At 70.3% G+C, this 12,529-nt stretch carries 12 protein-coding genes; 4 read left to right on the top strand and 8 right to left on the bottom strand.

From position 1 onward, the window contains the following. Positions 1–38: 38 nt before the first annotated feature. Both LX16_RS24105 and LX16_RS24100 read left to right on the top strand, forming a co-directional pair. Positions 39–599: a TetR/AcrR family transcriptional regulator gene (locus tag LX16_RS24105; protein ID WP_147143879.1), complete on the top strand. Its 561-nt coding sequence runs from the start codon at positions 39–41 to the stop codon at positions 597–599. 131 nt (positions 600–730) lie between these two features. Further along, positions 731–1,597 (top strand): spermidine synthase, encoded by an 867-nt coding sequence (locus tag LX16_RS24100; protein WP_211354742.1) that lies wholly within the window; start codon positions 731–733, stop codon positions 1,595–1,597. Here LX16_RS24100 and LX16_RS24095 read toward each other — a convergent pair. From LX16_RS24095 to LX16_RS24085, 3 genes are all read right to left on the bottom strand, one after another. Beyond that, complete coding sequence (locus LX16_RS24095; RefSeq protein WP_147143876.1) at positions 1,548–3,092, bottom strand: alpha/beta hydrolase; 1,545 nt, start codon at positions 3,090–3,092, stop codon at positions 1,548–1,550. The two genes, LX16_RS24100 and LX16_RS24095, sit on opposite strands and share 50 nt — an antisense overlap. 19 nt (positions 3,093–3,111) lie before the next feature. After that, positions 3,112–3,420: a hypothetical protein gene (locus LX16_RS24090; protein ID WP_147143872.1), complete on the bottom strand. Its 309-nt coding sequence runs from the start codon at positions 3,418–3,420 to the stop codon at positions 3,112–3,114. 307 nt (positions 3,421–3,727) lie between these two features. Continuing rightward, entirely contained in the window at positions 3,728–4,324 is a 597-nt protein-coding gene (locus tag LX16_RS24085; RefSeq protein ID WP_147143870.1) for a TetR/AcrR family transcriptional regulator, read from the bottom strand. Positions 4,325–4,396: 72 nt separating this feature from the next. Here LX16_RS24085 and LX16_RS24080 point away from each other — a divergent pair, with 72 nt between their 5' ends. Then, on the top strand, positions 4,397–5,212 hold the full coding sequence (locus LX16_RS24080; protein WP_147143868.1) for a class I SAM-dependent methyltransferase: 816 nt from the start codon (positions 4,397–4,399) through the stop codon (positions 5,210–5,212). Between the two features lie 93 nt (positions 5,213–5,305). On the opposite strand, the gene LX16_RS24075 is transcribed toward LX16_RS24080, so the two are convergent. Beyond that, entirely contained in the window at positions 5,306–6,037 is a 732-nt protein-coding gene (locus tag LX16_RS24075; protein WP_147143865.1) for a TetR/AcrR family transcriptional regulator, read from the bottom strand. Positions 6,038–6,138: 101 nt separating this feature from the next. On the opposite strand from LX16_RS24075, the gene LX16_RS24070 reads away from it, so the two are divergent. Further along, positions 6,139–6,849 carry a hypothetical protein gene (locus LX16_RS24070; protein WP_147143862.1) on the top strand — a complete coding sequence of 237 codons (711 nt, stop codon included), beginning with the start codon at positions 6,139–6,141 and terminating at the stop codon, positions 6,847–6,849. Between the two features lie 84 nt (positions 6,850–6,933). Here LX16_RS24070 and LX16_RS24065 read toward each other — a convergent pair whose 3' ends face one another. The 4 genes from LX16_RS24065 to LX16_RS24050 form a co-directional block, all read right to left on the bottom strand. After that, positions 6,934–8,772, bottom strand: coding sequence for an ABC transporter ATP-binding protein (locus LX16_RS24065; RefSeq protein ID WP_147143859.1), 1,839 nt, complete (start codon positions 8,770–8,772; stop codon positions 6,934–6,936). Beyond that, positions 8,769–10,520, bottom strand: coding sequence for an ABC transporter ATP-binding protein/permease (locus LX16_RS24060; protein ID WP_147143856.1), 1,752 nt, complete (start codon positions 10,518–10,520; stop codon positions 8,769–8,771). Before LX16_RS24060 ends, LX16_RS24065 begins: the two co-directional genes overlap by 4 nt. A 124-nt stretch (positions 10,521–10,644) precedes the next feature. Next, positions 10,645–11,421 (bottom strand): class I SAM-dependent methyltransferase, encoded by a 777-nt coding sequence (locus tag LX16_RS24055; RefSeq protein ID WP_147143853.1) that lies wholly within the window; start codon positions 11,419–11,421, stop codon positions 10,645–10,647. Positions 11,422–11,529: 108 nt separating this feature from the next. Beyond that, on the bottom strand, positions 11,530–12,525 hold the full coding sequence (locus tag LX16_RS24050; RefSeq protein ID WP_147143848.1) for an ABC transporter substrate-binding protein: 996 nt from the start codon (positions 12,523–12,525) through the stop codon (positions 11,530–11,532). Between the last annotated feature and the right edge of the window lie 4 nt (positions 12,526–12,529).

Raw genomic sequence — 12,529 nt, 5'->3', positions numbered from 1 at the left:
TCGATACCGACGGTAGCACAATTCGCTATGGTGTGACCATGGCCCGAGACACCGCATCAGCCAGACCCCCCGGCCGCCCACGCTCCAGCGTCGACGCGGAGGTGTTCTCGGCTACATTGAGGACGGTTCACGAACTCGGCTACACCCGCGCCACCGTCGACCGGATCGCCGCCGCGGCGGGCGTCGCCAAGACCACGATCTACCGCCGCTGGCCGTCCAAGGGCGCGCTGATCACGGCATGCCTGGTGGACGCGTTCGGGCCGATTCCACTGGAGGGCCTCGACCGGTCGGAGATCATGGCGGCGGCGATCCGGTACGGCGCGGCGAAGATCGGCGAACCGGGCGTCGGGCCGGCGTTCGCGGGCGTGTTCACCGACGCGATGAGCGATCCGTCACTGCGACACATCCTGTCCACCCGGCTGCAGGACCCGTACCGGCTCATCCTCCAGGAGGCGCTGAACGAGCCGGAACACCGTGTCCTGTTCTTCATCGACGTCGCCATGGGCACACTGCTGCACCGGATGGGGATGACCGGTGAACCCATGGCCGAGGCCGACGTCGACGCCCTGGTCGAGATGATCCTGCGCGTCCTCGACTGACCGCCTCCGGCACGCCGGACGCGCCGGTGCGGCACCGCCGCCCGCCGCCGGATCACGCCGTGCGCGAGACTGGTCCGCGGTGTCGGCCGGTGTTCCCGGTCGGCGCGTCACTCCGACCGGGAAGGAAGTCCATGGGTCTCCGATTCGAGGAACTCGACTGGCAGCCGACGCCCATCGGCGAGGTCAGTCTCCGCCGCCGCTTCGACCCGGTCGTCCGCACCGAGGTGTACGAGGTCAAACTCGGCGACGAGTTCCTGATGTCGAGCCTGTTCACCGCGGCCGAGATCGCCTTGACCGAACTGGGACTGGCCGAACTGTCCGGTGACGGCCTCGACGTGGTCGTGGGCGGCCTGGGGCTGGGCTACACCGCCCGCGCCGTCCTCGACGATCCCCGCGTGACCCGCCTGACCGTGGTCGAGGCGTTGGCGCCCGTCATCGACTGGCACCGGCGGGAACTGCTGCCCGACGCGATCCGCCTCACCCGGGACGAGCGGTGTCGGTTCGTCCACGGCGACTTCTTCGCGCTCGCCCGCACCGGCTTCGACCCGGCCGCACCGGACCACCGGTACGACGCCGTGCTGCTCGACATCGACCACTCCCCCCGGCACCTGCTCGACCCCGCCAACGGCGACTTCTACACCGTCCAGGGCCTCGAACGGCTCCGGGACCGGTTGCGCGCCGGAGGCGTGTTCGCCCTGTGGTCCAACGACCCGCCCGACTCCGACTTCCTCGCCACGCTCGACGCGGTCTTCGACTCGGTACGGGCCGAGGTGGTCACCTTCCCCAACCCGCTGCAGGACCGCGACGCCACCAACACGGTCTACCTGGCCACCACGCCGGAGTTACCGGCGCGGTCGCCGTCGGGCGGATTCCGCGAGCACCGGTCCGGTGAATGTGGCGCTCCGGTCTTGAACGCGGGCCGTCCGGGCGGCCGGAGCACCACCACCACTAGTAGCCGTTGGCTTCCGACGGTGTGGTCATGGTCCCCTTACCCGTGAGGATCTTGACCGCGTTGGTGATCGCACCATTCGGATCGTTCATCTGGCTGGGCAGGAAGTATCCGGTGTGACCTTCCGGTCGGCTGGTGAAGGACTTTCCACCGAAGTCGCCGTCTCCATCGGGGTCGAACGGCCGGTTTCCATGCGGCCCGTACCTGGTGATCCACGTGTCGTTGGAAGCCTCGGTGCTGTAGATCGTATGGTCGTCCGGCTTCCCGTCCCCGTCGCCGTCGATCTTCAGATCGGTCGCGACATCGACCCCGGTACCGGGGCTGCCGAAGAAGATGACCTTGTCCGTGTCCAGACCGTGCTCTCTCGCGGTGACGCCGACCATCGTGGAACCGTAGGAGTATCCCAGCACCGTGTTCGTCGACTCGGGACCCTCATGTGTGACGCGCAGTCCTTCTTGGAAGTTGTGCAGCTTCTCCGATCCCTCCTCGGCCGAGTACTGCGACACGGCCTCTCCCCACTCCGGCGCGTCGTAGTCGAACCAGACGATACTGGCAGTAGTGTCCTTTCCGTCTACTTCGGCCGATTGGTCGGCCAGTATCCGGGCGCGATCCAGATGGCCGTCGGGACCGTCGAAGTCTCCGAGCGCGGTGTTCATTCCCGGGACGTAGGTGACGACGTTGTCGGCGGTGTCGGGGTTGCCGAAACTCACGATCGCCCGTCCATCGCCCTCGGTGTCGAACAACAGGATGTAGGCGCGGGGCCCGCCGTCACCACCGGCGTCACGCATCGCCTTGAGAGCGGCCAACTGCTCTTCGGTGTCGGAGCTGAACCATTCCTCATCCGCCAGTTTCTCCAGCCTGGCGATCTCCGCATCCAGCAGCCGACGGTTGACCCGGTCTCGGATGTCGGCCGGAACACCGTCCAGCTTCCCGATCACTTCGGGGCGATTCCTCATCATCCACTCGCGTTCGGCGTCGGTCATCTCCTTCCACCACTCACCCGCGATCGTGGCGGGGGTTCCGACGGGAATGACCGTGTACGGCGGCTGTGCCGCCAGAAGCGAGAATCTGGCGGTCTCGTCGGCTTCGGTGGCCTTGGTGATCGCGTCGTCGATGGCCTTCCGGATGGCATCGACCTGTTTCCCCACGTCCATTCGGTCGAGGTGGCCGTTACCGGTGAACGCCTCGTGCACCTCCCCCACACCGCTGATCACGACCCGCCCGCCCAGCTCGACCGCATCGGCGGCGGCCTTCTTGAGGGCCGCCTTGGATCGCGTGACGGTGTCGGCCAGATCCGTCAACGTCTCGGCGATCGCGACCATGTCGTCGGCGGCGGCAGCGGCGTCCTCGGCCTTCCGTCTGAGCAGCGTGGTGGCCGCCACTCCGCCGACCTGGTCACCGGTCCAGGCGTCGGACAGCAGGTCGGCATGCGATTTGATGGCATCGGCCTGGTCGTTGAGATCGCCGGCCAGGGCCTCATAGGCGGCGGCCGACTCGGTGAAGGATGAGACGTCGACGCGGATCAGGTCGATGTAGCCGACCATTGGACGCTCCTTTGCAGGTCTACGGGCGAATGAACGGGGGGATCACCGACATCAGCGAACTGCCGTTGTCCTCGTCGGTGTCGCTGAAGTGATCAGCCGTCGCGGAGACGGCGGTCGCGGCCCGCTTCAGGGACGCGGCGCTGCCGTCGACACCGGCCAGCCAAGCGGTCGCGACTTGGCCGGCGGCGTCTCCGGTCACGAACCCATCGGGGACCTCCCGTGCCGACTTGATGGCGTCGGCCCGCGCCTTGGCGGCCCTTCTCATCGCGTCGCCGGTCGAATCGATCCGATCGGCGACATCACGCATGACGTCCGGTTTCAGCAGCATCGCGTCTCCTATGGACGAAGGGGTCGTCGTCGGGCCGCTGTGCCGTCGCGCGACGAACGCGGCTCGAACCTTCAAGGGATGGGACTTCGACCTTATGGAGCGCAAAGGCCGTAAGCCGACAGGAGAATCGGACAAAACGGCGATAACCGCTCGGCTTTCACGTGTCGCAAGTGCACGGCAAGCAGGCCGCAAGCCGCGGCCATCGCGCGCCCTGATCTGCGCAGTCGACGGCTTCACCACACCACCGGGCGGCGTCGGCCGCGCGGCCGAGCGGGTGAACCGCGTCCCGCTTCAGGGCGGAATCCGTTCAGCCGCCGGGCTGCGCCTTGGTGAGGACCGCGGCCACGAAGCCCTCGACGGCCTCGGGGCCGGGCGGGCCGGGGTCGTGTCCGGCGAACAGCAGGTGCCCGCCGCCGACCAGAGACAGGGTGAGCGCGTCGATGTCGGCGCCGGCGTCGATACGGCCCCGATCGCGCTCGTCCCGAAGGTAGGCCGATATCGCGGTGGTGGCCTCGGCCAGTATCGCGACGCCACCGCCGGGGCGGTCGCTGCGCAGCCTGGCGCGCAACGCCTCCCGGAAGGTGACGAGCGGGATGATCGCCATCGGAACCGGTCCGAACAGGACGGACATCGCTCCGGTCAGGTTCTCCACCACCGTGTTCGCGCCGACGGACTCCCGCAACGAGTCCACCTGCGACCGGAGTCGCGCCGCCCGGTCGTTCACGAGTTCGGCGAGGAACGCGTCGAAGTCGCCGAAGTGCCGGTGCAGCACCCCCTTGGCGCAGCCGGCCTCGTCGGTGACGGCGCGGCTGGTGAGGGCGCTCGGTCCGTCGCGCAGGAGGACGCGTTCGGCGGCGTCGAACAGTTGGCCCCGCGCGTCACGCAGGTGTACTCCGGTCGGCACTCCGGCCCCCTTCGGTGTCGCCGGTCCACCCGACGACTCGACTAATGGGCAATCGCCCACTAGAGTGGGCACATGACCACTATATCGTCGCAGCACCCGGAACCCACACCACACACCGCCCGCCGGATGGCCGAGTCTTTCGGCGTCGACGCGCACCGCTACGACCGTTGCCGACCCGGATACCCCCGCGAACTTGTGACCCGGATACGCGACGGCGCCACCGGTCGACGGGTCCTCGACGTGGGATGCGGCACCGGCATCGCCTCCCGCGCCTTCCAAGCCGCCGGATGCGCCGTACTCGGCATCGAACCCGACGCCCGGATGGCCGAGTTCGCCCGGGCCACCGGACTGGAGGTGGAGGTCGCGACCTTCGAGGACTGGCGGCCGGGCGACCGACTGTTCGACACCGTCGTCGCCGCCCAGTCGTGGCACTGGGTGAACCCGGCGGAGGGCGCCGTCAAGGCCGCCCGCGTACTGCGTCCCGGCGGGCGGCTCGCGATCTTCGGACACGTCTACGAACCACCGCCGGAGGTCGCCGAACCGTTCGCCGCCGCGTACCGGCGCGTGGCCCCGGACTCACCCTTCGGCGACCGACCCGCCCGGCGGCCGCTCGCCCTCTACCGGGCGGGATACGAGAAGATCGCCGACACCATCCGGGAGGCCGGACGGTTCGACGATCCCGAACAGTGGCGGTTCGACTGGGAACGTTCCTACACCCGCGACGAGTGGCTGGACCTGTTGCCCACCACCGGCGGCCTCACCGGGCTCGCGCCCGACCGGCTGGCCGAGGTCCTGGAGGCGGTCGGCCGCGCCGTCGACTCCCTCGGCGGACGCTTCACCATGCGGTACACCACGCTGGCGGTCACCGCTGTACGCGTCGCCGCGTGAACCGGTGCCGCGGCGGGCGGCGCACGGTCCGATGGGGACGTCACCCCGCGGAGCCGCGACACCGGCCGTCCCCGCGGTGCCCCACTCGTCCGGTCAGGGGATCTGTTCGGCCAGGCCAGTGAGGATCACGTCCAGCCCGAACCGGAAGTCGGCGCGGTCGTAGCCGACCGGGGCTTCGGCGATCAGTTCGGTGAACACGTGACAGAACGCCGGATACCGGTCGGGGGTCATGACCCGGCCGATTATCTCGGCGTATCCGGGTCCGGGGTCGTCCGGTTCTCCCCCGTCGCCGGCGATGACGGGGTCCAGGGCGAGGCGGGCCTGCTCCCTCACGTAACCACTGAGGAGGGTCACGGCCCGGAGTCTCCGCGCGGCGGTCATGCCGGTGGGCGCCAGGGCCGCGAGTATCCGTTCACCCCACTGCAACTCGCCCGGCATGGTGGGTGGTCCCGTCGTGGGGATCTCAAGCACCCACGGATGCCGCCGGTACCGGTCGAATATCGCCCAGGCGATGCCCTCCAACGCGGCACGCCAGTCCCCATCGCCCTCGCCCGGCGGTTCCCGGTCCGGCCGCGCGGCGAAGTCACGCATCAACAGCAGCAGGTCCTCTTTGGAGTCGACGTGCCGGTACAGCGACGCCGTCGCGCAGCCGAGCCTCGCGGCCAGTTCCGCGAGCGACACGTGGGCCAGGCCCTTCTCGTCGGCGAGCCCGATCGCGGCGCGGACCACCTTGTCCAGCGTCAACTGGGGTTTCGGGCCCGGTCGGCGACGGGACGACACACCCCATGCCAACGCCACCGCCCGGGGCAGTTCCGCCTCGTTCACCGTGCTCCCCCCGCCACTCGTCGGCCGCTGTCACGGTCACCATATAATAGCGAATCGGATTCGCTATTAACGATCATCTCATTCACAATTCGGAGGTACGCGTGCCCGCAACGGCAGACACACCCGACACCTCACGGTCCCTCGAAGACCCACGGCTCGCGGTGAGGACGGGCGTCACCGCCGCGGTCGTCTTCATCGCCCTGGGCGTCCCCTACGTGGCCGGCGTCGGGGTGACCTTCGCGCAGGGCGGTTTCCCGCCCGCCGAACCCGTCTCGACCCTGCTGCACGTACTGGTGATGGCGATGGCGCTGGCACTGGTGCCGTTCTGGGCCGCCGTCCACGCCACGACGCCGCCGGGACGACGGGTCTTCAGCCTGGCGTCGCTGTCGTGCGTCACCATGATGTCGGTGTGTGTCGTCCTCAACAGGTTCATCGCGTTGACGGCGGTGCACTACGCGGCCGAACACGGCGGGCCGGCGGGACTCGAATGGTTCCTGCCCTACGAGTGGCCCTCGCTCACCATGGCGCTGGAGGTGGCCGGCTGGGGGCTGTTCTTCGGAATCGCCTGCCTACTCCTGATACCCGCCTTCGGGAGCTCGCGCCTGGACCGGGCCGTCACGCTGACGCTGGCGCTGTCGGCGGGATTCTGCCTGTTCGGCGTGGTGGCGTTGATGATGAACGACTTCACCCTCATGTCGGCCGTCGCGCCGATCGGCTGGGGGCCGGGAGCGGTGACCGCCTGTGTCCTCATCGCCCTCCGCATGCGCCGACGACACCCCCGAACGGCGACGCCACGACGACTTCCGTCCTGACCCGCCGATCAGGCGCGACGGCCGACCGCCACGCGCCACGGGATCGACGGCGGCACCGGCCGCGATTCCGGCCCCCGGATCGGTTCACCGGCGCGGCTCTCCGCCGGTATGCCGCGCCGCCGCCGGTGCGAGGGCCCGCAACTGCGGCCCCACCAGGTCGGCGTACTGGCGGCAGTCCCGCATCAGGGCGGCATGGTCGCCTTGACCGACCACCCTTCCGGCGTCCAGGACGATGATCCGGTCGGCCGCCAGGAGTGTGGAGAGCCGGTGCGCGATGACGATGGTGGTGCGATCACCGGTGCCGCGCGTCAACGAGTCGCGGACGTCCCGCTCGGCGACCACGTCGAGCTGGCTCACCGTCTCGTCGAGGATCAGGACGCGGGAACCGTGCAGCACCGCCCGCGCGAGCGCGAGCCGTTGCCGCTCACCACCGGAGAGGGTGTCGCCACGTTCACCGATTACGGTGTCGAGGCCGTCCGGCATCCGTCGCACGATCTCGGCAGCGTGCGCGGTCTCCAGGGCCTCCCACAGATCCGCGTCGGTCGGCGACCGGTCGGTGGCGATCCGGAGGTTGTCCCGGACGCTCTCCTGGAACAGGTGCACCTCCTGCGGCACCAGGCACACCGTCTCGGTGAGCGCCCGCGGCGACAACGCGGTCAGTCCCACGCCATCGACGGTGAGGTGACCGGAGTCGGGGTCCATGAACCTGGCGACCAGGGCACCGAGTGTGGACTTGCCGGCTCCGGACCGGCCCGCGAGGGCGACGTGCTCCCCGGGCGCGATCTCGACGTCCACGTTCACGAGCGCCGGCGTCACCGGGTGGTCGGCGGTGACACCCGGCCAGCTGTGGGAGACACCGACGGCCGCCACGCCGGCCGTGGCCCCGGCCGGGGCGACGGCGGTACCGGATCGATCCACCGGCGGTGGAGCGGACAGGATCTCGTCGATCCGCCTGGCGGCCTCGCCGGTGGTGCCGTAGTGCCGGGTCACGCCGATCCACTGCACGATCGCCGATGACGAGGCACCCGCCAGGGTGATGAGCACCGGCAGGAACACGGGATCCAGTGTGGACGAGTTCACCTGTGTCACGCCGACCCAGGCGGCGACCAGGGTCGCCAGGACGGAGACGACACCCGCGGCGGCGCTCTCCACACCGGCGCGACGCGCGTTGCGCGACTGCACTCGCGCCAGGGCGTCGTCGAGTGCCGAGAGCCGCCGTAGCCGCTCCTCGACCATCGAGTAGCCGACGATCTCCCGGACGGCGCCGATGTTCTCGTCGACCTCCGCCCCGATGGCGGCTATCAAGGCACGGATCTCGGCGCCGTCACGCCTGGCCGCACCGCGCATCGCGAGACTGAAACCGGCCGCGACGAGCAGCACCGGTGTGACCGCCCACGCCGCCGACGGACTCACGACGGCCGTCGCGGCGATGAGGACGGGCGTCGTCACGAACGCCGAGACGATGTAGAGGGACGAGTGCGCGTAGAAGATCTCCAACGCCTCCGCGTCGGTCATCGCGGTGGTCGTCAGGTCTCCGGTGCGACGGCGCGCGGTGACCGAGGGGGCGGCCCGCGCCAGGGCGCCGAAGATCCAGATCCGGACCCGGGCCATCATGCGGAAGCTCAGGTCGTGGCTGACCCACGACTCCAGCCAGCCGCTCAGTCCCCGGGCGACCACACCCACGGCGACCAGCAGCGCGATGGCGTGAAGGGACGGGTCCCGGTCACCGCCGACGACGGCGGTGGACACGGCGAGCGCGCCGAGGGCGGCGGCGGCCGTGGCGGCGCACAGCGAGACGACGTTCATCGCGACGGCGAAGACGTAGGGAGGCCACCAGCCCTTGAGGGCCTGAGCCAGGCCGGCGAAACTCGCCAGTGTCCGGCCGGGTGGCAGGGTGGGGTGGAGATCGGGTGTCGGGTTCATCGGGTGAGTGCCTCGTCGAGTCCGGAGGAGTGGGCGGCCAGTAGCGCGGCCCAATGGCCGTTCGCGGCGGCGAGGAGCGCGGGCGGGCCGAACTCGGCCACGCGCCCCTCGTCGAGGACCAGGACGTAGTCTGCGTCGACGACCGTGGAGAGACGGTGCGCGACTATGACGGTCGTCCGCCGGCCCCGGTCGTCGTGCACGGCGTCGGTTATCACGGCCTCGTTCTCGGCGTCGAGCGCGGAGGTCGCCTCGTCCAGCACCAGGACCGGACTGTCGGCCAACAACGCCCTCGCCAGCGCGACGCGTTGCCGCTGACCGCCCGACAGCAGCGTTCCCCCCTCACCCACCGCGGCGTCGTAGCCGTCGGGGGAGTCGCCGGCGAACTCGTCGACCCTGGCCCGTTGCACCGCATCGGTGAACTCCGCCTCGGTGGCGGTGGGGCGGGCCGCCATGACGTTCTGCCGGATGGTGCCGTCGAGGAGCACGATGTCCTGGGAGACCCGCGCGGCGAGGGCGCGGGTGACCGCCAGCGGGTACGCGACCAGGTCGGTGTCGTCGAGGAGGACCCTGCCCGCCGAGGGGTCCACGTCCCGGGTCAGCAGTTGCACCAGTGTGGACTTACCGGCTCCGGACCTGCCGACCACGGCGAGTGTCGCACCGCCCGGCACGCTGAACGACACCGCGCTCAGCGCGTCGCGGTCCGAGCCGGGGTGCCGGTAGGTGACGTCGTCGAAGGTGATCCGCGGCGCCCGGATCGGCTCGGACGGCACCAGACGGCCGGTGTCGGCGACCACGGGTTCGGCGTCGCGGATCTCCTGGATGCCCTTCGCCGCGGCGACCCCGTGAAAGCCCTCGTGCCAGTAGTTCTGGAGTTCCTGGAGCGGGCGGAAGCACTCGACCGCCAGGAACAGCACCAACACGACGTCACCGACTGCCAACCGCCCGGCCGCCGCCTCGAAGGCCGCCAGCACGGTGGCCCCGGCGGTTCCGATGCTCATCGCCGCGCCGGTCACGACCGACACGCCCAGTGAGGACCGCAGGTTCGCGTTGGTGGCCTCGCGGAGGCGTTCGGCCTCCACCGCCAGCGCCGTCGCACGACGCCCCGCGGCGCCCAACGAGGCCAGCGTCGTGATGCCGCGTACCGAATCGGTGAGCTTCGCGGCGTAGCGGGCGAACGCGTCCCAGTGGACGTGGGCGCGTTCGCCCAGCAGCCTGCTCCACAGGCGTTGCGCCAGTGGGACCGTCGCGACACCGGCCGCGATGACCAGCGCGACCGGCAGGCTCCTGACGGCGACGATCCCCACGAGGGTCACCGGAACGAGCAGCGTGACGACCAGGTGCGGCAGGTAGAAGCCGACATACGCCTGGACGCCCTCCACTCCGTCGACGACACTGGCGCGGATCTCCCCCGCGCCACGCCGGCCCGGTCGGCGCGGCCCCAACCGGAAGACCTTCTCCATGAGTTCGAGACGGATCCGTCGTTTGACGGTGATCGCGGTCGTGGTGGCCGACTGGTCCCGAAGCCACAGGAACCCGGCCCGCGCGACGGTGAAACCGGCGGTGAGCAGGAGCGGCGTGGTGATGTCGGCCGTCGTCTGGCGGGCACCGAGCACCGTGGAGACGGTGGCCGCCAGCGAGAACGCCACACCGATTCCGGCGCCGGAGGCCGCCGCTCCGGCTAGGACGGTCAGGGTCAGGCTCGGCCACGCGGGCCTGGCGAAGCCGAGCAGGGTGCGGTTGACGAACATGGGGGCTCCAGGGGCGAGGGGCGTCAAACGGGTGGTGTCGTCGAGTGGAGAGGGGGGTGCCGGCCGACCCCGGAGGGATACGGTGGGATCGGCCGGCGGTCATCAGGCAGGTGCACGCACCCGGTCATGCGGGCGGCGAGGCGCGGGTCTCCAGGTAACCGGCCCGCACGGTGTAACCGTCGGCGTCCTCTGTGCCCTGTTCGGCCATGAGGGCGTCCACTTCGGCCACCAGGTCCCGCCAGTCCTCGGGTGCCAGGGCGGCCTTGACGAGCACCCATCCGGGGACCAGTCCGGTGAGTTCGGCGGTCGCCTGTGCGCGGGTCGGCCACCGGACGTCGACACCGAGTTCGCGGGTCTCCACCGTCCACGACGCAGGGAGGAACCGCCTCACCGATTCGGGACGGCCCCACTCCTCGATCGCGGGGCGGTCGCCGCCGGGCGGCATCCGGCTTCCCGCCATCGGACCGAAACGCCCGAAGACGGAGTCGGGTGTCCAGGCCAGTACCGCGACCGTCCCGCCGGGTGCGCACAGTCGGCACAGTTCCCCGCCCATCGCGACCGGGTCGGGCGCGAACATGGCGCCGAAGGCGGACAGCACCACGTCGAACGAGGCGTCCCGGAACGGCATCGCCGTCATGTCGTGCTCCAGCCAGGTGACGCCGACGTCGTGTCGTGCCGCGTGCGCCCTGGCGACGTCCAGGAGTGTGGGGGACACGTCGACGGCGGTCACGCTCGCGCCGTGCCGGGCGGCGGTCACGGCCATGCCGCCGGGGCCGCACGCCACGTCGAGCACCCGGTCGCCCGGGGCCACGGTGTCGGCGACCAGCCGGTCACCGGCCCGCGCCCATCGGGCTCCCACTGTGGAGTAATCACCGAGTTGCCAGATCTCGCCCGCCTTCACCGGAACTCCTCTTCACGTCTGCGCCCGCGGAACACGTCTCGCGGCTTATTGAAAACGATTGTCATTGTAACTTAGCGGACTCGCGTTCCGCCCACCGCTTCCCACCGCTCAGAACGCCTGCGGGTACAGGGCCTCGGCTATCCGGGTGACCGCGTCGATGTTGCCGAGCGTCCCGGGGAACATGTCCGAGGCGGAGACCCCCACCAGCCGGTCGTCACGGACGGCGGCCAGATCCGGGAAGGTGGCACGCAGGTACTCCACGGTCGCCGCCTCGTGATCGGCGTCGTGGACACTGAACACCAACACCTCCGGGTCGGCCTCCGCGAGCGCCTCGGGGTTCAACTGCGCGGCGAAGAAGTCGGCGAAGGCGGGGTCCTCGGGGCCGAACACGTTGTCGCCCCCGGCCCTGGCGATGACGTCGTACTCGATACCGGCGCCGATCGCCGACAGGGTCTCACCCTCCACATAGACCTGGGCCACGGTGGGGGCGTCAAGCCCCTCGATACGGTCGGCGACGTCCGTCAGCGCGGCCTCACCCGCGTCGACGAGTTCCGCCGCCCGCTCGGGTTCCCCGAAGATGTCACCCAGGTTGCGCAGGTCCGTGAACAGGTCGTCCACGGTCCCGGTCATACGCCGTTCGGCGCAGCCCCCGGTCGCGATGTACGCCGCCACCCCGGCCTCGTCGAGCTGCGCCAGGTCGGCGAACCCCTGTTCGGCGGTGAACTCGTACGCCGTCGGCGCGAAGACGAAGTCCGGTTCCGCGTCGAGCAGCGTCTCCCGGTCCGGCGGAGCGTCCTCACTGAGCACCGGTACGTCGGCGGCCGACTGCCGCAGGTCGTCCGGCAACGGGGCCGTCGAGGTCTGCGCCTGACCCACCATCCGGTCCGCCAGGCCGAGCCGGAGCAGCAGCTCCGTCTGGGACGGGCTCAGTCCCACCACCGCCTCCGGCGGCGTGTCGAAGTGCAGTTCGCGACCGCAGTTGGTGACGGTCACCGTGGGCCCGCCGGCGGACCGGTCGTCCGGGTCGCTCACGGAGGTTCCGCAACCGGCCAGGGTCACCACCGTGACGGCGGCCAGGGAGAGTCGAAGCGGAGTCGATCGCATCGTG

This window comes from Stackebrandtia albiflava, assembly GCF_007994225.1.
In the GTDB taxonomy this organism is placed as follows: domain Bacteria; phylum Actinomycetota; class Actinomycetes; order Mycobacteriales; family Micromonosporaceae; genus Stackebrandtia; species Stackebrandtia albiflava.
Note: the sequence above shows the minus strand (reverse complement) of the source record. Positions and strands in the feature narration are given on the sequence as shown.